This window comes from Nitrosomonas sp. (assembly GCA_016703745.1).
Taxonomy (GTDB): Bacteria; Pseudomonadota; Gammaproteobacteria; order Burkholderiales; family Nitrosomonadaceae; genus Nitrosomonas.
The window spans coordinates 1663387-1689128 of the sequence record JADJBK010000006.1 but is presented as its reverse complement, the minus strand read 5'-3'; the positions used below and the strand labels follow the sequence as shown (position 1 = coordinate 1689128).

General features: G+C 50.5%; 20 protein-coding genes. 9 read left to right on the top strand and 11 right to left on the bottom strand.

The features are described 5' to 3' along the window. Positions 1 to 57 precede the first annotated feature (57 nt). Positions 58 to 1512 (top strand): undecaprenyl/decaprenyl-phosphate alpha-N-acetylglucosaminyl 1-phosphate transferase, encoded by a 1455-nt coding sequence (locus IPG31_09075; protein ID MBK6618492.1) that lies wholly within the window; start codon positions 58 to 60, stop codon positions 1510 to 1512. 289 nt (positions 1513 to 1801) lie between these two features. Here the strand turns inward: IPG31_09075 and IPG31_09070 are convergent, their stop codons facing one another. Then, positions 1802 to 3370, bottom strand: a complete 1569-nt coding sequence (locus tag IPG31_09070; protein ID MBK6618491.1) for a thiol oxidoreductase — start codon at positions 3368 to 3370, stop codon at positions 1802 to 1804. A 332-nt stretch (positions 3371 to 3702) separates the two neighbouring features. On the opposite strand from IPG31_09070, the gene IPG31_09065 reads away from it, so the two are divergent. After that, positions 3703 to 5976 (top strand): adenylate/guanylate cyclase domain-containing protein, encoded by a 2274-nt coding sequence (locus IPG31_09065; GenBank protein ID MBK6618490.1) that lies wholly within the window; start codon positions 3703 to 3705, stop codon positions 5974 to 5976. 1196 nt (positions 5977 to 7172) lie between these two features. On the opposite strand, the gene IPG31_09060 is transcribed toward IPG31_09065, so the two are convergent. After that, the gene (locus tag IPG31_09060; GenBank protein MBK6618489.1) at positions 7173 to 7490 is read right to left on the bottom strand and encodes a cytochrome c; all 318 of its coding nucleotides are present in this window, start codon (positions 7488 to 7490) and stop codon (positions 7173 to 7175) included. A 439-nt stretch (positions 7491 to 7929) separates the two neighbouring features. Between IPG31_09060 and mnmG the strand changes: the two genes are divergently transcribed. From mnmG to IPG31_09030, 6 genes are all read left to right on the top strand, one after another. Then, positions 7930 to 9855, top strand: coding sequence for a tRNA uridine-5-carboxymethylaminomethyl(34) synthesis enzyme MnmG (gene mnmG, locus IPG31_09055; protein MBK6618488.1), 1926 nt, complete (start codon positions 7930 to 7932; stop codon positions 9853 to 9855). Continuing rightward, on the top strand, positions 9830 to 10477 hold the full coding sequence (gene rsmG / locus IPG31_09050; GenBank protein MBK6618487.1) for a 16S rRNA (guanine(527)-N(7))-methyltransferase RsmG: 648 nt from the start codon (positions 9830 to 9832) through the stop codon (positions 10475 to 10477). Before mnmG ends, rsmG begins: the two co-directional genes overlap by 26 nt. Positions 10478 to 10531: 54 nt before the next feature. After that, positions 10532 to 11296, top strand: a complete 765-nt coding sequence (locus tag IPG31_09045) for a ParA family protein (GenBank protein ID MBK6618486.1) — start codon at positions 10532 to 10534, stop codon at positions 11294 to 11296. A 28-nt stretch (positions 11297 to 11324) separates the two neighbouring features. Then, complete coding sequence (locus IPG31_09040; protein ID MBK6618485.1) at positions 11325 to 12173, top strand: ParB/RepB/Spo0J family partition protein; 849 nt, start codon at positions 11325 to 11327, stop codon at positions 12171 to 12173. Positions 12174 to 12210: 37 nt separating this feature from the next. Next, on the top strand, positions 12211 to 13173 hold the full coding sequence (locus IPG31_09035; GenBank protein MBK6618484.1) for an ADP-ribosylglycohydrolase family protein: 963 nt from the start codon (positions 12211 to 12213) through the stop codon (positions 13171 to 13173). 186 nt (positions 13174 to 13359) lie between these two features. After that, complete coding sequence (locus IPG31_09030; protein MBK6618483.1) at positions 13360 to 14172, top strand: hypothetical protein; 813 nt, start codon at positions 13360 to 13362, stop codon at positions 14170 to 14172. Between the two features lie 133 nt (positions 14173 to 14305). On the opposite strand, the gene IPG31_09025 is transcribed toward IPG31_09030, so the two are convergent. From IPG31_09025 to IPG31_09000, 6 genes are all read right to left on the bottom strand, one after another. Beyond that, positions 14306 to 14539, bottom strand: coding sequence for a hypothetical protein (locus IPG31_09025; protein MBK6618482.1), 234 nt, complete (start codon positions 14537 to 14539; stop codon positions 14306 to 14308). Further along, positions 14481 to 16082: an IS66 family transposase gene (locus tag IPG31_09020; protein ID MBK6618481.1), complete on the bottom strand. Its 1602-nt coding sequence runs from the start codon at positions 16080 to 16082 to the stop codon at positions 14481 to 14483. Before IPG31_09020 ends, IPG31_09025 begins: the two co-directional genes overlap by 59 nt. Before the next feature lie 63 nt (positions 16083 to 16145). Further along, positions 16146 to 16496: an IS66 family insertion sequence element accessory protein TnpB gene (gene tnpB, locus IPG31_09015; protein MBK6618480.1), complete on the bottom strand. Its 351-nt coding sequence runs from the start codon at positions 16494 to 16496 to the stop codon at positions 16146 to 16148. After that, positions 16484 to 16780 carry an IS66 family insertion sequence element accessory protein TnpB gene (locus IPG31_09010; protein MBK6618479.1) on the bottom strand — a complete coding sequence of 99 codons (297 nt, stop codon included), beginning with the start codon at positions 16778 to 16780 and terminating at the stop codon, positions 16484 to 16486. Before IPG31_09010 ends, tnpB begins: the two co-directional genes overlap by 13 nt. A gap of 206 nt (positions 16781 to 16986) precedes the next feature. After that, positions 16987 to 17838, bottom strand: coding sequence for an ABC transporter permease (locus IPG31_09005; protein ID MBK6618478.1), 852 nt, complete (start codon positions 17836 to 17838; stop codon positions 16987 to 16989). A 105-nt stretch (positions 17839 to 17943) separates the two neighbouring features. Further along, entirely contained in the window at positions 17944 to 18867 is a 924-nt protein-coding gene (locus tag IPG31_09000) for a LysR family transcriptional regulator (protein ID MBK6618477.1), read from the bottom strand. 102 nt (positions 18868 to 18969) lie between these two features. On the opposite strand from IPG31_09000, the gene metE reads away from it, so the two are divergent. After that, the gene (gene metE, locus IPG31_08995) at positions 18970 to 21240 is read left to right on the top strand and encodes a 5-methyltetrahydropteroyltriglutamate--homocysteine S-methyltransferase (protein ID MBK6618476.1); all 2271 of its coding nucleotides are present in this window, start codon (positions 18970 to 18972) and stop codon (positions 21238 to 21240) included. 31 nt (positions 21241 to 21271) lie between these two features. Here metE and IPG31_08990 read toward each other — a convergent pair whose 3' ends face one another. The 3 genes from IPG31_08990 to IPG31_08980 are packed head-to-tail and all read right to left on the bottom strand — an operon-like array spanning position 21272 to position 25735. Further along, positions 21272 to 22570, bottom strand: a complete 1299-nt coding sequence (locus IPG31_08990) for a TolC family outer membrane protein (protein MBK6618475.1) — start codon at positions 22568 to 22570, stop codon at positions 21272 to 21274. Positions 22571 to 22602: 32 nt separating this feature from the next. Beyond that, entirely contained in the window at positions 22603 to 23940 is a 1338-nt protein-coding gene (locus IPG31_08985; protein ID MBK6618474.1) for an HlyD family type I secretion periplasmic adaptor subunit, read from the bottom strand. A 19-nt stretch (positions 23941 to 23959) separates the two neighbouring features. Further along, on the bottom strand, positions 23960 to 25735 hold the full coding sequence (locus IPG31_08980; protein ID MBK6618473.1) for a type I secretion system permease/ATPase: 1776 nt from the start codon (positions 25733 to 25735) through the stop codon (positions 23960 to 23962). Positions 25736 to 25742: the final 7 nt, after the last annotated feature.

The window sequence follows — 25742 nt, the reverse complement described above, 5'->3', positions numbered from 1 at the left end:
ATAAGCCCGCTTCTTCTGTTCACATTTTGTATATTGCTATCAGCAGCAGCTATTTATATGGCGATTCAGTGGGCCAATATTTATCGTATTGCCGACAATCCTGGCGAGCACAAACAACATAGTAAAAGTACGCCATTTGTTGGCGGGGTAGGTGTATTCGTATCTTTGTGCGCTGCACTGGTGGTATTAATCATTTTTTATCCCGAACAGATGCAAAAATGGCTGGTACTCGGATCTTGTTCCGTCATCCTTTTTTCTGTTGGTTTCGTAGACGACATCGTGCGGCTCAGCTACAAGCCCCGTTTAATCATCCAATTGATTGTCGCGCTTATGATGGTTCTGGCGGGCGGTGTTGTACTTCATGATCTCGGTGAGCTGTTACCGGTACAACTCGGGCCATTGGAAGTTATTTTTACGGTGTTTGCCACCATTGGCGTCTTTAATGCCATTAATATGATTGATGGTATTGATGGACTCTCTGGATCACTTTCTCTGGTAAGCATGTTATTGCTTGGTATCGTGACATATGCTCCAGGGAGTATGCCTTATTTCATACTGATCGTTGCGATAACCGGTGGTTTGATTGGTTTCCTCTATTTCAATCTTCGTCATTTAGCGCAGAGCCATGCGCGGGTCTTTCTCGGCAACAACGGAAGCATGCTGATCGGACTTCTATTCGCCTGGCTGCTGATTGATATTTCACAGGGCGGCAGTCCTGCTATACGACCAGTAACAGCAATCTGGCTGCTCTCCATTCCACTTATTGATGCCGTTGGTATCATCCATCGACGAATCTATATGGGCGTATCTCCGTTCAAGTCCGACCGCAATCACTTGCATCATATATTACTGAGAGCGGGGTATCGTACCGAAGAGGTCGTTTTTTCACTTGTTTTCGTGCATCTGTTACTTGGAACAATTGGATTAATCGGATTGCATCTGGCTATACCGGATTTTATATTATTGATTGGTTTTTTTTTAGTCTATGCGTGGCTTTTTTATCTGATGCTACACCCTTGGCATTTTATTCCAGCACTCTGTCTTATGCACACCTGGCTTGGTCTGACACCTATCGCGAGCCGCAATACTTTCTTTGGGCGCTACATAATGAAAGATTCTCATCGTATGGCGATGGTGATCAGCAAGGAACTCAGGGGCAAAGTGGATTATTGGGTGCGTATCTTTAAACAACCGGGTGAGGACTCCTGCCCAGGGCAGCACTATGCCATTGCGCTCAAAATACGGCTGACGGATAACTCGGATAACGAAAATAGCAGAATCAGGAAATATATTAAATTGCTGGAGAATCGATTAGAGATCAAGCATGGTATTAAGCTGCGGCAACTTGCAGAACGCAAGGAAGATAAGGACTGGAGCTTGTTTAGCCGTGATGCAGGTTTCGGTGAGCTGGAATTAAAAGACCAGCGCAAAACGAAACATCGCAGTCTGAATGCTCCGGTATTGGCATTTGAGGTTACCTGGGCTAAAGGCGCTACTTGCGGAAAAAAATAAAAATAGCTGCTATTGGGCTGCGGCGCGGGCGTGACTCGAATCTAAAGTTTCACAAAATAATATTTAGGGCACCTCTAAAAATTCAGGGTTTTAACCAAAACGAGGCGAGAACAAAAAATATTGACTCGGCATATGATTGATATGTAAGGAAACATTTTTTGTGAGCAACAATGTATTGTGACGAAATATGGATTTTTAGAGGCGCCCTTTAGTCTGCTATGGAAAAGAGGTATGGCATCACAGGTTGCAATGCCATACCTCGATTGGCAGGAGTGAAATTATCAGTCAGTTACCGCTTGGGTGGCCAATGTTTCTTTTTGCCATGCTCGTCGATGACGAGGTGCTTGCTGCCTTCCGGCAGTACTTGCAGGGTTTTGAGAAACTCGATGATCGAGTTGCGTTCCATGTCACTCAGTGATGTCCAGTTAACGTATGACTCATAGGCTTCTCCACGATGCGCCTCGATTGCTTCGCGCAGGGTGGTGTGCAGCCCATGGTGAAAATAGGGCGGTTCATTGGCGACACCCCACAATTTGCGTGTCATGAAACGTGCATTGCCGGCGAAGAAGGCTTTCGAACCTGCCGGTGCGTTCTGGTCGATGGGTTCACGATTCGGATCGTTGGGGCCACTTGTGATGTCGTGCAGTCTGAAATCGGTGAAAGCAGGAACCATGACAACGCCATTCCTGGGTTTAAGCCTCGGTTGATCCAGATCATGGCTGGCAAGATTCATGCTGTAGATGGGCGTTTCCCCGGTTTGCAGATTGCCCAGAGGGTTAAATGGATTGGGTTCGGTGTAAATCCATCCCTGATTGTCGAGCGGCAATGCCGGAATATGGCAGTTTGAGCACCCAATGTTCTGAAACAACTGTTCTCCAGCGATCACTGCGGCTTCTATTTGTGGATCATCAGGAATAACGCGCCCGGGAACAGCAAGCTGTGCTTGGAACAGAGTTGCTGCGGTCACATCAGCCTGCGTCATTTCATTGACAAAACCATCCCCGTCGGGATCAGTGTGAATCCCGAAGCGTTCGGTGGTTTGAATGCCATGATGATGATTGTACGCATTGTTAGTAAATTGTCGCAGCGAAACTACCCCACCCGCCTGATGAAAAGGGCTGATGATCAGACTAGGTGGATTTTCTGGTTCGCTGCTTATCGTGCTTGCGGCAAGCAGTCCTGTCACGCCGCTGGCATCCCAGCTGCCATCGGCATTTCTCGATAGCGTACCAAACGAAATTCCCTTGCTGACTAGCGCTGCGCTGCCACCCGGCAGAATCTGGTCGCGTATGCTGCGCAAATCCGCAGTGATCTGGCGGCTCAACATTTCGATGTAGCCGGAGCCGAACATCCCCAGCGTGTTGCGTGAATTGGCGATGGTCTGATGCAAGACATATTTCCCCTCCTCATCCACCCCCCCCCGTGTCGGCACGCCATCATGTGTATCAAAGGTAGCAAAGTCAAAGCGCTGTCCGGTGACATAGACATTGGCCACAATGTCGCCCCCTCCGCCAATACGAGGTTTGTTATGGCATCCCGCGCAGGAATTGGCATCTGGTGCGGAAATCCGGTTGAAATTGCGTGGAAATACCAGGGGTGAAGACGCATCCGTCAATGGAGCGCCGGTTCCCTTGGTAAAGGGACGACCGCCTCCGTCCTGTACAGTCCAGTCTGCGGTAAACAGTTTTTTGCCATGATAAATCAGTGTATGCAGACTGATAGTGAATTCCTTGCCATCCTGCAGATGTCGTGGCACGGCAGCTTCCGAGCCGATCTCTGTGGCGGACAGCAGTGTCGGGCCGGTTGCCATGGCGGCTGCTATCATGAAAGCGGCGATCTTTTTATTCAACTGGTTCATAAATCCTCCTTTGGGTTCTGTTAACTTGCAGACACATTCATGTATCCTCAACGTGCTATCTATCTATATATGCATCAACGTATTAATTACTACACCTACAATTTAGGTCAGTCCGAATCTAAAAACTGTGAGGAAGTGCACAAACCTTTAGCACGCAGATTCAGACATATTTCTTATTAAGCAGATACCATGCCAGCACGCCACACATAAAAATATAAATAGTTTAAACAATGGGTTGCATAGCTGTGTTGTAATGTAAGGAACACCTCGCGATAAAATATTTTAAAAGTGTAAAGAAAATGGACAGCCGTTTCGCAGGATGGAGGAAACCGTTGGCTCATGCTGTTTTGATGGGCATGGCGGGAGTGATATGCCTTGTTATGCTGGATGAAATAGACGAGCGATATGGGCTGAACTGGCTGTTTGCATTGAGAGGGGTGGCGACGGCTCCTGCCGATGTGGTCGTCATCGCCATTGATCAGGCATCCGCTTCCCGGCTGGGTTACCCAGTTCATGTCAGCAAATGGCCACGCGCGGCGCATGCAGACCTGATCGGCAGACTGGCTGCGGCCGGTGCTGGTGTCATCATGGTTGATCTGGTTTTCAGCGTCTGCAGGAATGATGCGGATGATCAGAAACTGGCTGATGCCATCAAAAAGGCAAATAATGTCGTGCTGGTTGAGGGTTTTTTTCCGGGTAATTTGCTGGGTGGGGAAAGCCAGGTTGACAGTGATTTTTCTGATCATGCCATCGTATCGAGGTATGTCCGCCAAAAAATCTGCCCTGTTTTTGTCGATGCCTCAACAGCACAGAGCCCATTTATTTTGCCCAGCACCACAGATGGCCGGGTAACTCATTATTGGCATTTCGCAACGCTTGCGGATAACGCCGTGTCGCCGCTGGTTGAAACTCAGCCTATACCGATGCTACCCGCCCTGGCCATGCAGGTTTTTGCCATGCCGCTGCATGCAGAGTTTGTGCGCGTGGTGCAACGGGTGCATCCTTCCCTGGCCAATGAGCTTTCTGTCGCACCACGGGACGTTGAGGAGATGATGTTGCTGCTGCGCAAGGCATTTATCAGTCAGCCCCATTTGCAACGGCAGCTTCGGCAAGGCCTGGCGGAGGATACAGCACTTGATTTGCGTCAGAAGCAAATCATCCGTGGGCTCATCGACTTGTATGCAAGCGATGGAAAACGCTATCTGAATTTTTATGGTCCGCCGCGCAGCGTGCGCACCATTTCCTATCATCAGATACTTGAGGGTGATCAAAATCAGGCTTTACTGGATTTACAGGGGAAAGCCGTGTTCATTGGTGTTTCCGCACAGAGTCAGAGCGAGCAGGATTTTGTAAAAGCCGGGGATGATTATGTCTCACCATTTTCCGGAACAGATGGTGCGAAAATCAGTGGGGTGGAAATCGCTGCAACCGTTTTTGCTAATTTACTGGATGATCGCACCCTGGTACCTTTGTCACCGTGGGTATCTTCCGGGTTTATGTTCATACTGGGCTTTGTAATCAGCTTAATCTTCTTCCGGATATCCAGCGTAATGATGCTGACAATTGGAGTTTTTCTACTAAGTTGTTATTGGATATTCACTTACTACCACTTTGCACAATTTCACATCTGGCTACCTTTAATTGCGCCCACTGTCTGGATTTTTTCGAGTATGTTGATTACGGTGCTGATGAAATCGCATGGGAAAATCAGGCAATTTCTAGCGGTTTTCAGGGAAACTCTGCCGGAAAAATTTGAATCAGATGTCCGTAATAGTCACGCCCCGATTGAAGTTATCCATGAAACCACCAATGGCATCTGCATGTTTACAGATATCTGGAGATATTCCGCTATTGCGGAAAAAATGGATCCGCACGATCTGAGACGGCTGATGGCCAGGTATTTTGCAGTGCTGAAGGAGCAGATCATACTGCACGACGGCGAGGTGATCAGTACGCAGGGCGATGAGGTGCATGCCGTCTGGCGAATACGGCCAGCCAATATCCACCAGCAAAAAACGCGGGCCTGTCTTGCCTGCCTTGACATTGCCCGAGCAATAGAACGTTTCCATCGGGCTGATAATACATCGCCGCTGTTGCAAACCCGTATCGGGCTGCATTGCGGAGAAATGTCGTTGCGTCTCATCCAGGCATCACGCAGCCATGCGATCAGTGCGACGGGAGATACGGTCAACACGGCCAAACGCATCGAAAATGCGAATAAGATACTTGGAACACAGCTGTTAATGTCAGCTAGCGTGACTCATGGCCTGAAGAATTTTCTGTTGCGTTCGCTGGGGGAGTTTATCCTCCCCGGCATGTCGCGCAAGGTGCTGCTGATGGAGTTGGTCGCGCACAAACCTCATGCAGAGGACAAGCAACGGTGGCTTTGTGAAACTTTTGAACTGGGCTTGATGGCTTATCAAGCCCGACAGTCAGATATTGCCATGCAATATTTCCTTGATATCTTGCACGTATACCCGGACGATGGCCCTGCCCGTTTCTATCTTGCGCGCTGCAATGAGGCTTCCTTGACACAGGCATCCGTCATCCATCTACACGATGTTCCTGTAACAAAAATCACAGGAACCCTGACTGAAAATACATAAAATCTTTCCTGTGAATACGGATAGTTATCCAGCGTAGGAAGCGTATGGCCAGTACCAGATCGGGCCAGGCAGTGGTAACCGAAGACCGGTCCTTTGCTCTATCCACTGGCGTCATTTAGTGCGCTCGATCGTAGAATCCAATGCACATTCCCAATGCACTTTTTCCCTGAATTATGATGCGTAATCGAACAGCATGCACTTCCTGCATGTATCGGTAAGCGTCCCCCAAAGTTCTGACAGATTCTGCTTCGGAAGTCTGGCCTAGGATCTCCAATAAAACAACGTGCTCATCGGGCATTTTCTCAGGTATAGCGTAAGATCAATTACTTGTCGATTGGCTGGTGTTGAAGCACAACCCAGAGGCAATAACAATAGGAGACACGTCATTGCTTTTTGATAAAGTACGTTCATAATCAGTCCACTATATAGGAAGAACAAACGCATTTTTTTACTAAACTTCAGTATACGCAAACCAAATATTTAAGCAAATATACTGCTGAACGATCACAAAAGCATCTGATCTTTCTTAAAAACTCAATAAAATTCCCGGTAATTAGAAGTGTTTTTGTGTTGATACCGGTTAGTGAAGAGGACTTTCACCGTATCTACCAGAGTTCTTTTCCCGCTAATGGTCGGCGTTTTCACAGAAGGGAAGCACAACTCTGGCGTTGTCGTGATCTTGAAGCGTTGTGGATGCGCCACGAATGAAAAAGCCGCTTTAATGGCATCCCGATCAAGCGGCTTTTTCGAAAAGAAATCGACTGAATGACGGTGTGCCAGTCGAAGTGCAATGCGGTATCACAGTACAGCGCAAACCCGAGGTTTAGAGCGTTGCCGAGCCCCGACTACAGGCGTTTCTGGGCAGGAGACAATTGTCCACCCAAGGTTTGAACTGGCGAGTCATGCAAACCTCCGCGCAAGCAATGCCGGGACATGGTCTACATAAGACGAACCGGGGCGGCGATGCCAAATACAATCCAGGAGCGTTCGTTGAGCTGCCCTGCTTCCGCGTGCGCGAGGACTTCGCGAAGCGCATCGCCTCCAACCTATGAGACAAGCGACTGCACGTCCGAGTAATCACCGATGTTTATGACTTGGGCGATCACTCGTCAGAGTGTGATCACAGTCTATTTACCCATCAATCTCATGACGCGCAAATTGTTGGAGCAAAAATTCCATCCCCAGGGACTGCTTATTTATTTGGGACGACTGTTTTTCAATACGTAGTCAGCAAGACGATCAGCCGGCTCCCCTTGTATGTTGGGAAACGCGGTCATTCGCATACTGCCATTTTGTACTTTATTGATAATCGCATCCTTCGTTACCATATTTTCGCTGAGCGCGATGATGCCATCAGATAACGGCTTGTGACATCCTGTACAATTCATATTAAAAATCTCCTCACCACTTGCAGTTGCTGACGGGGTGTATCCGTCCGTTTTTGAGCATCCAGCCAGCCCACTTAACGCGATTACAGCGATTGTTGTCAAAAATATTTTCAATTTTTTCTCCATTTATTTAGAAGCCCTTCAACGCCCTATTTTTACAACAAGCGGCGCTCACTATATACGCAGCTTCAAACCTGTTGTGTCTGAAGTTGTATTTCGTACTTGATATCTATCAGACCGCCCCATTTCCTGTTGCTGACTGGCCGAACCTGACAACCTGATTATAGCAACATCAGTTATCCGGCATGCAAGTAACGCTCAAATGGCCATGGTGTGTTGCCACTAAGTAGAACCACTCAGCACACCCCTGTTTCACGTGAAACATTGGCCAGAAAATATCAAAATTCTTGCAGCAGAAGTTTTACTCAAAACATTAGTGCTATCATCGCACCAGAAAGGGTCAAACCCCTGGCTCGACGTATTTTTGGATAACGTATTAATTATTAGGAAAAACAGGGATGATGAATCACTATCTGCCAAATACAGGGGCAATTCTGTCGACATCATGAGTAGATTGGGTGTTTACGATGTTATCGTCGTCGGGGGAGGTCATGCAGGTACGGAGGCGGCACTGGCTGCGGCCCGTATGGGACAAACCACCCTGCTATTGACCCAAAACATTGAAACACTTGGGCAAATGTCGTGCAATCCTTCAATCGGCGGGATTGGCAAAGGTCATCTGGTCAAGGAAATTGATGCGCTGGGGGGGGCAATGGCGTTGGCGATAGATGAAGCTGGCATCCAGTTCCGGATACTGAACTCCAGCAAAGGGCCCGCGGTGCGTGCAACCCGTGCGCAAGCTGATCGCCTGCTATACAGCCAAGCCATACGACGTCAACTGGAAACACAGGAAAATCTGTTTATTCTCCAATCAACAGTTGAAGATCTGCTGATAAGCAATGAACGTGTCACTGGCGTCAAAACTCATCTTGGTATTGCTTTTGAAGCAAAAGCAGTTGTTCTGACGGTGGGAACCTTTCTCGCGGGGCGAGCGCATATCGGCAGCCATAGCAGTCAGGCGGGACGAGCAGGGGACCCCGCATCCATCAGTCTCGCCCATCGTCTGCGTGAAATGGCGTTGCCGGCAGGTCGCCTCAAAACCGGCACGCCACCGAGAATCGATGCGCGTAGCATCAATTTTTCCTTACTGGATGAGCAACCAGGAGATACGCCCGTTCCGGTATTTTCTTTTCTTGGTGATGAAAAGCAGCATCCACGCCAGATACCTTGCTGGATGACGCGTACAAATGCGCGCACACATGAAATCATACGAGAAGGACTGGATCGATCGCCCTTGTTCACCGGAAAAATTGAAGGTATCGGCCCCCGCTACTGCCCATCTATTGAAGACAAAGTGGTTCGTTTCGCTGAAAGGGACTCGCACACTATTTTTCTGGAGCCGGAAGGATTGAATTCACGGGAGGTATACCCAAACGGTATCTCGACCAGCCTGCCGTTTGATTTACAGTTAACACTGGTCAGATCGATCAAAGGACTGGAAAATGCGCATATCACCCGTCCGGGTTACGCTATCGAATACGATTATTTTGATCCGCGCGCACTCAAGCGAACACTGGAGAGCCAGGCAATTAATGGATTATTTTTTGCAGGACAGATCAATGGTACAACTGGCTATGAAGAAGCCGCCGCACAGGGCTTGCTGGCAGGGATGAACGCCAGCCTGCTGGCTCAGGAGCGCGAGCCATGGTATCCGCAGCGCGATGAAGCCTATCTTGGCGTGCTCGTTGATGATCTGGTCACAAATGGCGTCACTGAACCTTATCGCATGTTTACCAGCCGCGCAGAATTCCGTTTGCAGTTGCGCGAAGATAATGCTGACAGACGCTTGACCGAAACGGGGTATCGACTGGGATTGGTGAATGAACATCGCTGGCGGGTATATTCCGACAAATATAATGCCATTCATGCGGAAAAAACCAGGCTGCGTCAACAATCCATCCAGCCAGAGCGTTTGCAGCAGCTTTATCAGTCAGTCAATATCGAAAAATTTACCGACCAGCCCTGTAACCTGTACGAATTATTACGTCGCCCGGAAATGACTTATGCCGCGCTGACAGCCTTGCCGGAAGCGGGCCCATTTTCGACGAACAGCAGCATAGCGCAGCAAGTGGAAATCGATATCAAGTATGAAGGCTACGTTAATCGTCAGCAGGAAGAAGTTGCCCGTAACCGCCACTTTACTGAAACACGCCTGCCCTCCAATCTTGATTATTGCGCTGTACGCGGACTCTCCAATGAAGTTCAGCAAAAACTCAACCAGCACAGGCCGGAAACCATAGGGCAGGCAACACGTATTTCCGGCATCACACCCGCTGCAATTTCACTATTACTCGTTCATTTAAAACGAGGCATGTTATCAATCGCTGCCCAAAAGGAAATAAGAGATGGATCTGGAAGCACTTTTGACTGAGGGTCTCGCGGAAATGCAAGGATTGCCTGTTGACCAATCCTTGCTGAGAGGGCAATTACTGCAATATATCGCGCTGCTGGCCAAATGGAACGCCACTCATAATCTGACGGCTGTCAAAACACCTGAAGCCATGATCACCCGTCACTTGCTCGACAGTCTGTCCGTTCTGCCGCATATCAGTGGCCCCAATATTGTAGATGTTGGCAGTGGGGGCGGTTTCCCCGGTATTCCCATCGCCCTTGCACGCTCCGAGTGGCAAGTCACTCTGGTAGAAAGCAACAGCAAAAAAGCAGCTTTTTTAAAACAGGCTGTAGTGGAATTGAACATACCCAACGTGCAGGTAGTGCATCAACGGGTTGAGAAAACAGATCTTCAGAAAGAAATCCATACCGTTATTTCGCGGGCTTTTTCAAGCTTAAGCCGTTTTGCACAGTCAACCAGGCATCTTTGTGAGAAAAATCCAGAAAATTGCCGCCTGATTGCGATGAAAGGAAGTTTTCCTGATCTCGAATTAATGCAATTACCGCCAGAATTTCCGGTGGAGCGGATTATCGCCATTACTGTGCCAAAACTCAAAGCCAAGCGACATTTAATCGTGATGACATGCGGACCATGTGCTTAATGCTAATGGGGAAAAGTTTTCCAAATCTTTATCATCACGCCGAATGAATTTTTCATGACTAGAATTCTGGCCATTACCAATCAAAAAGGTGGGGTAGGCAAAACCACCACCAGCATTAATCTTGCAGCCAGCCTGGTAAATGCTGGCATGCGCGTGTTACTGGTGGATCTTGATCCTCAGGGCAATACTACGATGGGAAGTGGTGTCGACAAACGCTTTTTGGATAAAACCATTTATCAAATATTGCTTGGCGAGCACCCCGTAACGGAAGTTTTTCTGACGACCACACCGGGCAAGTACGATCTGCTCCCCGCCAACCAGGAGCTTGCTGGCGCCGAAATAGAGATGGTCGGGCTCGACAAGCGAGAGACTCGTCTAAAGGATGCATTACACCCCATACAAGCTAATTACGATTTCATATTGATTGATTGTCCACCTGCGCTCAATTTGCTGACTATCAACGGATTATGTGCCGCCCACGCTGTTATGATTCCAATGCAATGTGAATATTACGCCCTCGAAGGGCTCAGTGATCTCGTCAATACCATCAAAAGGGTAAGAACCAGCATCAATCCAACCCTGAAAATAGAAGGGCTCCTCCGCACCATGTTTGATCCACGCAACCTGCTGGCGCAGCAGGTTTCTGATCAGTTGCAGCAGCATTTTGCAGGCAAGGTTTATCACACCATTATTCCACGCAATATCCGTCTCGCTGAGGCGCCTGGTTTTGGTAAACCTGTTCTCTATCATGATCAACAATCCAAAGGGGCGCGCGCTTACCTCGCGCTGGCCGACGAGCTTCTCGCCGCATCCCGTTAACCTTATCCATAGTGCAAGCAACATGACCATGAATAAAACGATCACTGCAAAGCCAAAAGGTCTGGGAAGAGGGCTTGATGCCCTGTTTTCAAATGGAAACACCGAGACCGAGTCTCTCTTGAACCTGGAAATCAGCCTACTGCAACCCGGTAAATATCAACCTAGAACCAACATGAACCAGGCAGCACTGGTCGAACTTTCTGAATCAATCAAATCGCAAGGCATCATGCAGCCGATACTGGTTCGCCCGCTGGTATCCGGCACGTATGAAATCATAGCGGGAGAAAGACGCTGGCGCGCAGCGCAACTTGCCGGATTAAACCAGATACCCGCGCTGGTGCGTAATGTTGAAGATGAAGCAGCGCTGGCGCTTTCCCTGATTGAAAATATTCAGAGGGAAGATCTCAACCCAATGGAAGCAGCTTTAGGCATTCAACGGCTAATTGATGAATTTGGTATGACACACCAATCTGCTGGTGAAGCGCTGGGAAGCTCACGCAGCGCCATCACCAATTTATTGCGGCTGCTAAATCTGGCCGAAGCCGTGCAGGAGCTGATCATGCAAGGCAAAATTGATATGGGACATGGCCGTGCGCTCCTCGCCTTGGACAAGGTCAGGCAAGTTGAAATAGCACAACTGATCGTAAAAAAGCAGTTATCCGTTCGCGAAACCGAAAGACTAATCCAGCAGCTCAATCATCCACTCGGCAATAAAAAAAACTACCCGGATCGAGACCTGCTACGTCTGCAAGATGACCTGTCTGCCCGACTGGGTGCCACAGTCGCCATCAAGCCCGGTAAAAAGGGAGCAGGTAGTCTTGTCATTCAGTATGCCAGTCTCGATCAACTGGATGGCATCCTGCTGCGAATCAAGTAATTCCATTAGCACTTAAAATTAGGAGTTGACTACACTCATGGGCATATATTTCAACGATAAAAAAGCCATGGTACTGGGCGCACTGGTGGCTGATGCAGCCTCGCTTGGATTACACTGGCTCTATGATGTCAACCGGATTGCTGAAATAGAGCAGAAAAAAGGGCTGGTTTTTCTCCAGCCTGATGCCAATCACTATGCCGATGGTAAGGGCTACTACGCACATGGCAACAAACAAACAGGCGAGGCTTCGGCCTATGGTGAAGCTTGCCTGTTAATGCTGAAGCAGCTGGCAGATCATGGCCAGTTTAATTGCCAGGCTTATCAAGCTGCCTATTGTGGCTTTTTTGGACCTGGCGGGAAATATATCGGTTATGTCGATTCACCGACACGCCAAACGCTGGCCGTTCTGCTGGCTGCAAAAGATAACAACTATCCCGAACGATCAGGCGCGGATGATGATCAGCACCCGGCACTGGCAACGATACCCGCGCTTGTCGCCGCTCATTGTGGATCAAGAGAAGAATTATTGGCAACAGTAGACACCGCAGCGCGCATTACCAGTAACAACGAACTGGCAGTCAACGCCGCCAGATCTCTTGCCGTCACGCTGCATTCTTTGCTGGCGGGAGAATCCTTACAAGCAGCATTACGAAACGGTATCACCTGCTCCGAAGATGTCCTGGCTACCAGATTGGAGGCAGCCGTTACCATAAATAAACTGCCGACTGCCGAAGTGGGAGAAAAATTTGGCCGCGCCTGTCACGTTCAGGAAGGCTTGCCAGTAGTTTTTCATATTGCTCGCCACACAAAAAACTATCAGTCCGCCATACAGGAAAATATTCGTGTAGGTGGCGACAGCTGCGGCCGCGCGATTGCGCTCGGCGCAATCATGGCCACCTCAGCAGCTGACACCTCAGAATCCATCCCCCTGCCATGGCTTGCACGCTATGCCAGACTGGCAGAAGTAGCCGATGCGTTGGCGCATGCCGTCAAAGAATAAGACTCTGCGGCCATTGCTTGCTGAATTGATTGAGCAGAGGAATTTATTTGGATCAATTAATGACTACCATTCAACAACCTCAAGTAACGAGAAGGTTTTGCAGTGGTGTACTTTCCAAACTCAGAGGTACCTTTTTCGTACATTTTTTAGGGTGCCTGCTTTACGTTAGATTTTTCGGAGAAATCAATGGAGAAATCCTGGAAGGAAGCCATAAAGAAAGTGCTTAAGGAGTCAGAAACTCCGTTGCACTATGCCGAAATATCTGAACAAATCTTATCTCGCGGCTACTACGAGACTGACGGTGCAACGCCTGCTGCAACAGTGAACGCACAAATTTCGTCGTCGATAAAACATGATGGTGAAAAGTCACCCTTTATGCGTGTTGGTAAAGGCATATTCACACTCAAGAGTTCACCGGCGGCGGGAAACATTCCGGCATCAACCCCCGTTTCAAAACAAAGGAAATCGGAAGCCCTTGCCGAAGCGGACGTGGAAACCTCCGAATCAATCATTCACTCCTTTGGCATGTATTGGCAACGTGATCTTGTTGTATGGCGCAACGATCCAAAAATGTTTGGGAAGCAGCAGGCGCTTTCAAAGCCAGTGGACTTCGGTAAACAGAAAGGCATTTACATTCTCTACGACCACCATACCGTAGTGTATATCGGGCGTTCCATTGACCGCCCGCTGGGTAAACGCCTTTACGAGCACACAGTTGATCGCTTGGGTAGTCGCTGGAACCGATTTTCATGGTTTGGGCTACTTGATGTAACACAAGAGGGTAATCTCCGGGAAACTACCCTCAACACATCCCTTGCCAGCCTTGTTGCAACACTTGAAGCTCTGCTAATCGAGGCACTTGAACCGCCGCAAAACAGAAAGCGTGGCGATGATTTTTCTGCTATCGAATATATTCAGGATATTGACCCCGAGTTGAAAGAAAAAGAAATTCAAAATACGTTACGAGCTATTGAGCAAAAAATGCGGGGTGGTTCGTGAAAGAATCTGACCTTACACTCAGGCGGAATACCGCAAAAGCTCGCTGGGTTGGAGCGATAGTGGAAACCTGGCAATCTCCGCAAATGCTGCGGGGCGTGATTCTCCATGTTGGGGTTCCTGTCGTCACCCCAACCTACGGCTCTGCCGGCTTGATCGTAACCAGAATCAAGGCTGGCAGTTTGATATCATCTCGCCCGGCAATGGCTGCCTGCGACAAACCGCTCGCTTGCCAGTTGCTGATATGCTTTTGCTTATCATCCTGTAAGGTAATGCAGAGGAGAATAATCGTAACCGTCCAACGCTCCCATCTATCTTTCCTGCTGTTTAAGTGATTGAATGAACGCTGGTGTAAGTGGCAGCAATTCATCGATGCGGTTATTGGGCCAGGTCGGTAGTCTGGCGAGGGTGTCTGCAAGCCATGCGGCGGGATCGAGTTTGTTGAGTTGCGCGGTACCGAACAAGGTTTGAATGGCAGCGGCGCGTTGACCGGCACGTTCCGATCCGGTGAATAGCCAATTCTTTTTGCCGATTGCGATCGGGCGGATGGTGTTCTCCACCGGGTTGTTGTCGATCGGAAGAGAGCCGGTTTGTGCGTAGCGGATGAGACCTGGCCAGCGTCTGAGGGTATAGTCGAGTGCTTTGGCGGAGCCGCCGCCATTTGCGGTCTGGCTACGGGTTTGCATCAGCCAGTCATGCAATGCATGCAGTGCGGGCAGGCTTCTGTCTGCCCGCAGTTGCAGACGATCTTCGATGCTCAGGTCTTTGCCTTCTGCTTCGATTGCGTATAAGACGCTGATGCGCTGTATCGCTGCCAATGCCATCGTGCTGGCATTGGCCTGGTACAGGTCAAAGAATTTGCGTCGCGCATGCGCCCAGCACGCCAATTCGACGCAAGGCGATGTGGCTGTGGAAAAAAGTGCTTTATACCCAGCATAGTCATCGACCATCAGGTGTCCTTGCCAATTTTGCAGAAAGTGCCGCGCATGCTGACCGCTACGGCCAGCTTGATAGTCGAAGACGATGATACGCGGCCCGGGTTCAAGATCATTGCTGCGGTAGGCCCACAGGTAGGCTTTACGGGTTTTGCCGCGACCGGGTTCCAATTGTGCAACTGGTGTTTCATCGGCATGCAGCGTGTTGCCCTGCAGTAGATGCCAGGTTAGGCGATCGACCAATGGTTGCAGGGCTACGCCGGTACGGCCTACCCATTCGGCCAGGGTGGAACGGGGCAGCGTGACCTGGTCACGGGCAGCAATCTGCTCCAGGCGATAAAGTGGCAGGTGATTCAGGTATTTGTTTGTCATCACCCAGGCAAGCAGGCCCGGGGCGGCCATGCCGCCATCGATGACTGCCGGTGGCACGGGTTCTGCCGTGATGGTTTCACAGGATTTGCAGGCGTACTGTGGGCGAATGTGGCGATGAACGAAGAATCTGGCGGGTTCCACGTCAAGCTGCTCGGTGATGTCTTCTCTGATATTAGTCAGATCGCAACCGCATCGGTCACATTGGCAGGATGCGGGTTCATGCCGGTGTTCGATGCGCGGCAGGTGATCTGGCAGCGGCTGACGACCGGCGCGGGTACGCGGCACTTTGGTGGCATTGGGGGTTGGTGTGCTGTTGATCTGTTCGATTTCAGCCTCAATGGCCGTGATATCGGTCAGCGCCGATTCTTCAAACAAAGAAAGCTGCCTGGGTGACAAGGCAGACAACGCTTCATTTTTCCTGCCAAATCGGATACGGCGCAGATGCGCCAATTCCAGGGTGAGCGCCTGAATCTTGAGTTCCAGCGCATAAACTGTCTGCTGTGTTTGCTGGGTCAGATCAAGCTGAAATGCCTGAACCAGATTGACCACCTGTTGTTTGGTGGCCGTATCGAGGTTGAGTTGATCCAGTTGCGCCAGTGAATTCATGAGATGAATTATACCACGAAATCGCAATCAACCGCCTGTTAATAAACAACTATTACATATTTTCTACACCTGAAAATGCCATTGTGGCCGCGCCGATAAACGCCGCCAGTCTACGCCGGCAATCAACCATTCCCACTGCGATAGCGCTAACTCGACACACGCCGCATCCTGCCTCGGCCAGACAAACCGCCCCTGATGCAGGCGGCGCTGACATAACCACACCCCCGTGCCATCCCACAGCAAGACCTTGATGCGATTGCCCGCGCGATTGCAGAATATGAACGCCGAACCCGCGCAGGGCGGGTGACCCAATACCTGCTGCACAATCATCGATAAGCCATCCATGCCGCGACGCATATCCACCGGATCGACCGCCAGCCAGATCTTACCCGCGTGCGCAATCAACCCAGACATGACAGCAATTCTCCCAGCCATCGCGGGGAAACGCTCAGTGGTAATTCCAGCACATGCGTACCGCGACAGCGAAGCTGCAATACTTCCACTGACGCCGCTGTCGGCTTGATCGTAACCGGAATCAAGGCTGGCAGCTTGATATCATCGCGCCCACGCCGGTGAGCGCGCAACCAATTCCCAAACGTCTTCGCATTCAACCCGAGCGCCCGGCAATAGGCTGCCTGCGACAAACCGCTCGTTTGCCAGTTGCTGATATGCTTTTGCTTATCATCCTGTAATGCCATGGCTTATCCTCCTGTAAGGTAATGCAGAGGAGAATAATCCAGAAAATTGTGATTGCGTAGATGGGAGCGTTGGACGGTTACGAATAATCCAGAAAATTATGATTGCGTAGATGGGAGCGCTGGACGGTTACCCAGCAGTTTGTACACCCGTGCATCGATTTCGTTGCTGCAGTCAATGAAATTCACGCGACCCATCTTTCCGGTAGCTACAGCACATCAGCAAACCCCTTACGGGTTTTCTGAAACCAGGCGTAGCCCGCCCACGCTACTACTATGGCGATAGCCGTATAGATGCCAAGCCCAGTCCAGTCGGGTAACTTCCCCCAGATGAGCACGGCTCTTGCCTGTTCGATAATAAAGGTAAGCGGGTTGGCCATAAGCCATGGCTGAATTGCTTCTGGCAATGCGGTTACAGGATAAAAAACGGGGGCAAGAAACAGCATAACGGTAGTGACAATGCCAATGGCTTGCCCGACATCCCGCAGGAAAACACCGAGCGAGGCCAGTATCCAGGCAAGACCCAGGGTAAGAATGATCAGCGGCAGTAATACCAGCGGGGTAAAAACAGCGGTCCAGTGCAGATATCCATTGAATAGCACGAAGGCAATCAGCAGCACACCCAGGCTGACCAGACTGTGAAACAGCGCAGCCCCCATGCTGATGGCCGGCAGAATTTCCAGCGGAAATACCACTTTCTTGACATAGTTAACATTGGAGAGAATCAATCCCGGCGCGCGGTTAAGCACTTCGGAAAACAGACCATGCACGATCATACCGACAAACAGCACCACGGCAAACTGGGTTTTACTTTCTTCGTCACCTATCCCCCAACGCGCCTTGAAAACCACAGAAAAGACGAAGGTGTAAACGGTAAGCATAAGTACCGGATTGAAGAACGACCAGGTAAGCCCCATGACGGAACCTTTATAGCGCCCCACCACTTCGCGCCGGATCATCTGCTCGATAAGCCGACGGTTATGCCATAGGCTCTTGCTCAATGCCAGCAGCGAAGTTGGACGGACAGCATGGGGATTAAAAGTCATTGCTGGGTCAGTCATACGAAACACTCCGGTTTGAATAAAAATTAGGTTGCCTGATTAGCTAAATTGTTGCCTGATGTTTTCAGTGCGGATCTGAAATCCCGGAATGATTACGGGCAGAATTTATTCCATTTCTTTTAAGGGTTTAATACCATCCAGCGTGGCGAAACACACTCGGTTGATCGTTTGCAGAAAATCCTGCAGATAATGAAGTGAGGCAGTATCTTCCCGGGTTGATAAATACAGGTTACTCCACAGACCATTTGCACCAATGCGCCGGGCGATGACGTAATCGTAATCCAGATAATTTTTGATTCCCCAGCCTGGTAATGCAGCAATACCCCGTCTGCTTGCCACCAGTTGCAAAATGGCCACCGTAAGCTCGGCAGTTCGCCTTTGCCAGATTATCCCTGCAGGCATCAATACTTGCCGGATCAGATCAATGCGTGTTTCTGGCACAGGATAGGTAATCAGCATATCCTGAGAAAAATCCGCCGCATCGAGTATGCGTTTCTTGCTGAGCACATGCCCCGGCGCCAAAACCGCCAAAATCTCGAAACAAAATAACGGAAAATGCACAATGCCTGGTTGAGGCTGGTTTTCAGAGCCAATGACGACATCGGCTATTCCTTTTCTAAGCAGCCCGACAGGATCGCTGTGAAACCCGGAAACCAGATCCAGCTCAACCGCAGGCCAGTCCGAACGGAATGTATCCATGATCGGCATCAGCCAGTCGAAACAGGTGTGGCATTCCAGCACGATGCGCAGGCTTCCTGCCGTCTGCTGGGTGATTTTTGCCAGATCACGTTCTGCTACCCGAATATCTTCCAGTATTTTCTCTGCCAGTTGCACGAGGCGCTTTCCTGCATCGGTCAACTGCACCGCATGTCCGCTACGCTGAATAATGGGTATTTGGTAATAATCCTGCAATACCCTGATTTGATGAGACAAGGCGGATTGCGTCAGATGCAGGCGTTCCGCCGCAAGCGATACGCTACCGGTTTCATGCAATGCATTCAGGGTACGAAGATGGCGCAATTCCAGCATATATGAATACTATTCATGATTAATTACAAAAACTATCATTTGATTCATTATAACGCATCCTTGACAATGTCTATTTCTCAATCAGCATAATAAGGTGCAACCATGACACTTACCCATAATCTCGGATTTCCCAGAATCGGCGCGCAGCGAGAGCTGAAAAAAGCGCTGGAGGCTTACTGGAATGGAAAATCCACAGCAGAGCAGTTGTTGGCAACCACCAGTAAAATTCAAACGACTAACTGGCAGATACAACAACAATCCGGGATTGATCTGATTCCGGTGGGAGATTTTTCGCTGTATGACCATGTACTCGACATGACGATGCTGCTTGGCGCCACCCCGCGACGCTTTGACGCGGATTCCCACAAGCCGCTCGATCTGTATTTTGCCATGGCACGCGGCAATGCCAGACAACCCGCAATGGAAATGACCAAATGGTTTAACACCAATTACCATTACATCGCACCGGAATTTGATGCCGACACCCCATTCAGGCTCGCCTCTACAAAAATTTTTGAAGAAATAAAAGCCGCGCAGGCCTTTGGCATCACTCCCAAGCCGGTTCTGGTCGGTCCTTTGTCTTATCTCTATCTGGGTAAGGAAACCGTTGCCGGGTTTGACCGCCTGCAGCTCTTGTCACGCTTGCTACCGGTCTATCAGCAAATTCTGCAGGAAATAGCAGCCCTCGGCGTAACCTGGGTACAGATCGATGAGCCAATACTGACGCTGAATCTCGACCCTGGCTGGGCAGAGAGCTTTCTGCCCGCTTACCAGACGCTCGCTACAACGGGTTGCCAATTGATGCTGACCGGTTACTTCGGTTCAGTCGCACATCACGCCGCCGTACTTGCCACGTTGCCGGTCGCTGGATTGCATCTTGATCTATGCCGCGCACCTGAGCAGCTCGATTCCTTTTTAAGCCATGATTTTACGGATAAGGTACTCTCGCTCGGCATCATTGATGGGCGCAATGTCTGGCGTGCCGATCTGACTGCCAAGTTGCAAACTCTGCTCCACGCCTCATCCACAAGAGAAACTCCTGTTTGGATTGCACCCAGTTGCTCATTGTTGCATTGTCCGGTTGATCTGGCGCAGGAAAGCCAGCTTGATGCAGAAATCAAGAGCTGGCTGGCTTTTTCTGTGCAGAAACTCCAGGAAATCTCCACCCTTGCGCGGGGCCTGAATCAAGGGCAAGCCTCGATCAGCGCGGAGTTATCCAGCTCCGATCAAGCCATTCAATCGCGGCGCGAATCAACCCGCATCCATAACCCGGTTGTTCGCCAAAGAGTCGCCACGCTCGATGCAGCCGATTATGCGCGTAGCCATCCTTTTACTGATCGACAAGTCGCACAACAGCAGCGTTTCAAATTACCGCTGTTACCAACGACCACTATCGGTTCCTTTCCGCAAACATCCACTATTCGCCAGACGCGTGCCGCTTTCAGGAAAGGTGATATCAGCCATCTCGATTATCTTGCCGCCATGCGTGCAGAAATCAAGGATGTCATCCACCGACAGGAAGCGCTCGGACTCGATGTACTGGTACATGGCGAGCCTGAACGCGGCGACATGGTGGAATATTTTGGTGAACAGCTGTGGGGGTATGCGTTCACCGAACTCGGCTGGGTGCAAAGCTATGGGTCACGCTGCGTCAAACCGCCGATTCTCTACGGCGATGTCTACCGCCCGGAAGCGATGACCGTGGAATGGCTCAGTTACGCACAAAGTCTAACCAAAAAACCGGTCAAGGGCATGCTGACCGGCCCGGTTACGATGCTGATGTGGTCATTTGTGCGTGATGATCAACCATACGCACAAACCGCATTGCAGCTGGCGATGGCCATTCGTGACGAGGTTCGTGATCTCGAAAAGACGGGTATTGGCATGATTCAGATCGATGAACCGGCCTTTCGGGAAGGCTTACCGCTGCGCAAAACGGAATGGCAGGCGTATCTCGACTGGGCTGTGAAAGCATTTCGTGTGGCAAGCTGCGGTGTTCGGGATGACACGCAAATCCATACCCATATGTGTTATTCCGAGTTTCACGATATCCTGCCTGCCATCGCCGCGCTCGATGCCGATGTGATCACGATCGAAACTTCGCGCTCGCGTATGGAATTACTGGATGCCTTCGCGCAGTTTTCCTATCCGAATGAAATAGGCCCGGGTGTCTATGACATTCATTCACCAAGGATCCCGGATGAAGCAGAAATGCAGGCTTTACTACAGAAAGCCACAGCAACGATCGACCCACGGCATTTGTGGGTCAATCCAGATTGTGGCCTGAAAACCCGCAACTGGCCTGAAACCAGCGCAGCTCTGGAAAAAATGGTGCGTTGCGCCAGAAGTATGCGCAGCATCCTGCAAGGCTAAGGAACGCTACCGGAGTGAAGGCTCAAAACCTTCACTCTGCTGCAACGAAGTAGGTTGCCACTTGCCTCAAATCGTCCAGCTCCAGCGTCCCAGCAAGAAAACGCAAGCGCAAATAGGCAAGCAGATAGTTATAGCGTGCCTCGGCCAGATTGACCTGAGCCCCATAGAACTGACTTTGCGCATCCAGCAGATCGAGATTGATACGAATTCCGCCACGAATACTTTTCTCGGTCGCTTCTACCAACAAACGTGCCGAGTCAACGGCAATTTCCAGTGATTGAATCCGCAAAATACTACTTTGCAGCAGTTGATACTGTCTGCGTAATTCCAGCATGGCCTGATCGGCCATGGCATCCAGTTCTGCCTCGGCACGCGCCAGATTTGCGCGCGCCTGATTGGTGATTGCATTGACCCGGCCTCCCGCAAAAATGGGAACATTGACTTCCACGCCAACACTGGCCAGCCGGGCATCACGATCCGCCGTAACAAATGATGCCGAATTATTTCGGCTGAGGCTGGCAACCAGATCTACTCTGGGTGCATGTCCTGCTCGACTGCGTGTGACTTCCTGTTTACTGGTTTCCACCAGATAACGCTGCGTTACCAGTTCTGCATTTCTCGCTTGTGCCATTTCACGCCAACTCTCAAAGTCAGCAGGAGCGAGGGGTTGTATCTGAAAAGCTTTACCCAGGGTGGTCAGGTGTTCAACCGGTTCTCCAACCAGTGCGGACAGGACAAGACGCGCGGCATCCCAGGCATCCTGAGTTTCAATCAGCTGCGCCTGCGCCAGAGCAAAACGGGATTGGGTTTCCAGCACATCGGTACGGGTGCCTTCCCCACGTTTGAACATGTTTGTATTCACCTGCTGCAACTCCGCCAGCGCATCACGTTGTGCTTTTGCCAAGGCCAATCGCTCTTTCGCCAGGAGTGCCTCGAAATAAACCTCGGTCAACCGCACGATCAGTCTATCCGCATCACCTTCAAATTTGGACCGACTGGAGTTGGCGCGCGCCACCCCCTGGCGGTAGCTTGCCACCGCTTCCATATTCAGCAGGGGTTGGCGCAAGGCAAGCGTGGTCACTTCATTGTTGAAATTGAGTGGGGCGCTGATTCCACCCTGACTCAGGGTTCCGCGATTAATCCCCTGTGTATGGGTCAACGTCAGACTGGGCAGCAAGCCTGACAAACCAATTTTTTCATTTTGTTGCCCGGCTTCATTTTCGTGTATAGCTGATCGAAAAACGGGATCATTGATCAAAGCAAGTTCATAAGCTTGCAGCAAATCAACGGCATACGCACTACCCAGTGGCAACAGCCACAGAGCCAGCATTATTTTATATTTTGGCAAACTCAATCGCACAACTAGTCTTCGCTCAGTGAGGTGTGGATTCTGTCCAGAATCGGTTTCAACAGATAATTCATCAAGGAACGCTCACCGGTCTTGACAAATATTTCCACCGGCATGCCGGCGCGGATCTGATGCTTGGCCAGCAAGGCCATGCTCTCGGACTTGACCTGTGCTTTCATCATGTAATACGGAATGCCGGTCTGTTCATCCGTAAAACGATCCGCTGATACCTGAGTCACCTCTCCCAGAATATGCGGGGTTTTGTTCTGATTAAATGCAGAAAAGATCAGATCCACTTCCAGGCCCGCATGCACCCGGTCGATCAGATGCACCGGAATCTGTCCTTCGACCACCAGCACATCTTCACTGGGAATAATATCCATCATGCGCGCGCCGGGAGCAACCACGCCACCTTGTGTAAACACGCTTATCCCCGCCACGAATCCATCCACCGGAGCTCGAACCAGTGCATTATCCAGTTCAAAATCCTGTGCGATCAAGCGACTTTGTAATGCCTGCGCTTCACGCTGAATGTCGGTCAGTTGCTGGCGCACTTCGCCCTGGTATTCTTCCACTCGCTGCACGCGACGCAGTTCCAGTTCAGCGATTTGCCGCTGAATCCGGCCTATATTTCCCACATCTTCAGACATTTCCCCCATCAACTGGGCACGCGCACGTTCCAGTTCCAACACGCGGTTACGCGGCACGAAACCCTCACCGGCCAGCGCCAGCATATTTTCCAGCTGTTCCTGCAGAAACCCGAGTTGCTGTTGTTTACTGCTGCGGGAAGCGTTGAGGCCGCTTAACTGTCCTTTCAAACCTGCGATATTTTCATGGATCGCTGCCAGATCATGCTTTACGACAGATTGCCGTGAGGTAAATAATTGATTCTGCAGTGCGACTACTTCCGCTACGCGTGGATCGTGCTGGTTTTCTAACAGGTACACAGGAAAGACAATGGTGGTGCGATTATCGCGCTCGGCAATCAGGCGGGCTTCCACCGCGCGCGCGGTAATCAATTGTGCGCGGGTAATTTCTGCCTGTGCCTTGACCTGAACATCGTTCATTTTTACCAGATGTTGTCCAGCCAATACTTTTTCACTTTCCTTGACCAGAATCTCATCAATAATTCCACCTGTCTGATGTTGTACCGCCTTGCGGTTGGTTGATACGATCACCGAACCAGACAGCGGTACTCCCTTGTCCAGGGGCGCAAAAGTCGCCCATAACAAAAATCCCCCCACGCCGACCAGGACAATCAACCAACCGAGACGGGCATGACTGGTTTCATCGGTATCGACCTGAACCGGTAACTGCGCGGGAGATTGATCATTCACTTTATTAATTTCCATTGACTTGCACCTTCTGCACTCAGTTAGCGGTATTCGTCAGTATTCCGGGGGTGCCGGGCGGGGAGGCGGGTTGTTGTGCCGCCTGCTGTTGCTTATGTTGCTCTGTCAGAGCAGCCATGACCTGATCGGTTGGGCCAAATAATTTGGCCATGCCATCCTGCAGTAACAGCAATTTGGTTGTCGCCGACAAAATTCGCGTTCGATGTGTAATCACCACGATGGTTTTACCTCTTTTACGCAAATCGAGAATCCCCATCAGTAGCGCCTGCTCACCGATATCATCCAGATTAGAGTTGGGTTCATCCAGTACGATCAGCGAGGGATCACCATACATGGCGCGTGCCAGGCCAATACGCTGTTTTTGCCCACCGGACAGGCCACCCCCCCCATCCCCCAGCAGCGTATCGTATCCTTTGGGCATAGTCAGAATCATTTCATGCACGCCAGCGCGTTTAGTTGCCAGGATTACCTTGTCTGCGTCAATCTCGCCAAAACGGGCAATATTTTCACTGATGGTGCCGGCAAACAGTTCGATATCCTGTGGCAGATAGCCAATGAATGCGCCGAGCTCGTCCTTGTTCCATTGATAGACATCCGCCCCATCCAGTCGCACCTTGCCGCTCGCTGCAGGCCACACGCCCACCAGCAACCGTGCCAGTGTTGATTTTCCCGAACCACTCGGCCCGATCACGCCCAGCACCTCACCGGGCGCAATCGCAAAACTCAAGCCCTTGATCACCGCAACCTTTGATCCCGGAGGGGCGGCCATAATATTTTCTACCGAAACTCGTCCTTCCGGCCTGGGTAGCGCCATACCGGCCTGCCGCAGCGGGTTTTCAGTCAGTAATTTGGACAAACGCTCATAAGCACTGCGCGTCTGTCCAAATTGCCGCCAGACACTAATCAGTAGCTGCACCGGGCCGATGGCTTTACCCAGCAGAATAGAGCCGGCAATCATCATCCCGGGAGAAATGCTGTCTTCCAGCACCAGCAACGCGCCCAATCCCAACATAATCGATTGCAATGCGACCGCGACCGCCTTGCTAATCGCCGTAATCGTGCCGGATTTTTCACTTGCCTGCGCCTGCAGATTCAGAAAGCGGCGATGCAGTTCATACCAGCGTGTCTGCAGATTAGGCAACATGCCCATGGCTTCAATCACCTCGGCATTGCGCAGATTGTTATTTGCCAGAGCAGACGATGCGACCGCAAGAGAATTGGCTTCCGCCAGCGGTTTATGCGAGAGCCGTTCATTGAGAAAAGCCAGCAATACCAGCAACGCGGTACCAAACAGGGCAAATAAGCCCAGCCAGACATTGAACAGAAAAATTACTAACAGATAAACCGGAAACCAGGGCGCGTCAAAAAAGGCAAACAGGGCATTACCGGTCAGAAACTGCCGCAGGTTGGTCAAATCCTGTAGCGCCTGACCGGCATTACCATTGGCCTGTCGCAGGTTTTGCTCAAAAGCGGCGGTATACACCCGCCGGTTCAGCTTCATGTCAAATTGTGCACCAATGCGGATCAACACAAAACTGCGCACATATTCCAGCGCCCCCATAAAAATATAGGCGCCCAGCATAATCAGTGTCAGCATCAGCAGCGTCATCTCATTACGGCTGGTCAGCACGCTGTCATAGAGCTGCAGCATATAGAGCGCGGGCATCAGCATCAGTAAATTGATAACTGCACTAAACACGCCCACTGTCCGGAATGCCCGTTTAAAGCTGGCCAGAATCTGCGCCAGCTCGCTTTGTGGCGATTGGCTGTTTTTTGGTAATGGCAGACTAGCCATAGCCCCC

What these genes read in the sequence shown, in the direction of transcription:
- IPG31_09075 (MBK6618492.1), top strand. Translation starts at nt 58, where the DNA reads ATGGCGATTCAGTGGGCCAATATTTATCGTATTGCCGACAATCCTGGC.
- IPG31_09070 (MBK6618491.1), bottom strand. Translation starts at nt 3,370, where the DNA reads ATGAACCAGTTGAATAAAAAGATCGCCGCTTTCATGATAGCAGCCGCC.
- IPG31_09060 (MBK6618489.1), bottom strand. Translation starts at nt 7,490, where the DNA reads ATGGAGAAAAAATTGAAAATATTTTTGACAACAATCGCTGTAATCGCG.
- mnmG (MBK6618488.1), top strand. Translation starts at nt 7,930, where the DNA reads ATGAGTAGATTGGGTGTTTACGATGTTATCGTCGTCGGGGGAGGTCAT.
- rsmG (MBK6618487.1), top strand. Translation starts at nt 9,830, where the DNA reads ATGGATCTGGAAGCACTTTTGACTGAGGGTCTCGCGGAAATGCAAGGA.
- IPG31_09045 (MBK6618486.1), top strand. Translation starts at nt 10,532, where the DNA reads ATGACTAGAATTCTGGCCATTACCAATCAAAAAGGTGGGGTAGGCAAA.
- IPG31_09040 (MBK6618485.1), top strand. Translation starts at nt 11,325, where the DNA reads ATGAATAAAACGATCACTGCAAAGCCAAAAGGTCTGGGAAGAGGGCTT.
- IPG31_09035 (MBK6618484.1), top strand. Translation starts at nt 12,211, where the DNA reads ATGGGCATATATTTCAACGATAAAAAAGCCATGGTACTGGGCGCACTG.
- IPG31_09030 (MBK6618483.1), top strand. Translation starts at nt 13,360, where the DNA reads ATGGAGAAATCCTGGAAGGAAGCCATAAAGAAAGTGCTTAAGGAGTCA.
- IPG31_09025 (MBK6618482.1), bottom strand. Translation starts at nt 14,539, where the DNA reads ATGAATTGCTGCCACTTACACCAGCGTTCATTCAATCACTTAAACAGC.
- IPG31_09020 (MBK6618481.1), bottom strand. Translation starts at nt 16,082, where the DNA reads ATGAATTCACTGGCGCAACTGGATCAACTCAACCTCGATACGGCCACC.
- tnpB (MBK6618480.1), bottom strand. Translation starts at nt 16,496, where the DNA reads ATGTCTGGGTTGATTGCGCACGCGGGTAAGATCTGGCTGGCGGTCGAT.
- IPG31_09010 (MBK6618479.1), bottom strand. Translation starts at nt 16,780, where the DNA reads ATGGCATTACAGGATGATAAGCAAAAGCATATCAGCAACTGGCAAACG.
- IPG31_09005 (MBK6618478.1), bottom strand. Translation starts at nt 17,838, where the DNA reads ATGACTGACCCAGCAATGACTTTTAATCCCCATGCTGTCCGTCCAACT.
- IPG31_09000 (MBK6618477.1), bottom strand. Translation starts at nt 18,867, where the DNA reads ATGCTGGAATTGCGCCATCTTCGTACCCTGAATGCATTGCATGAAACC.
- metE (MBK6618476.1), top strand. Translation starts at nt 18,970, where the DNA reads ATGACACTTACCCATAATCTCGGATTTCCCAGAATCGGCGCGCAGCGA.
- IPG31_08990 (MBK6618475.1), bottom strand. Translation starts at nt 22,570, where the DNA reads ATGCTGGCTCTGTGGCTGTTGCCACTGGGTAGTGCGTATGCCGTTGAT.
- IPG31_08985 (MBK6618474.1), bottom strand. Translation starts at nt 23,940, where the DNA reads ATGGAAATTAATAAAGTGAATGATCAATCTCCCGCGCAGTTACCGGTT.
- IPG31_08980 (MBK6618473.1), bottom strand. Translation starts at nt 25,735, where the DNA reads ATGGCTAGTCTGCCATTACCAAAAAACAGCCAATCGCCACAAAGCGAG.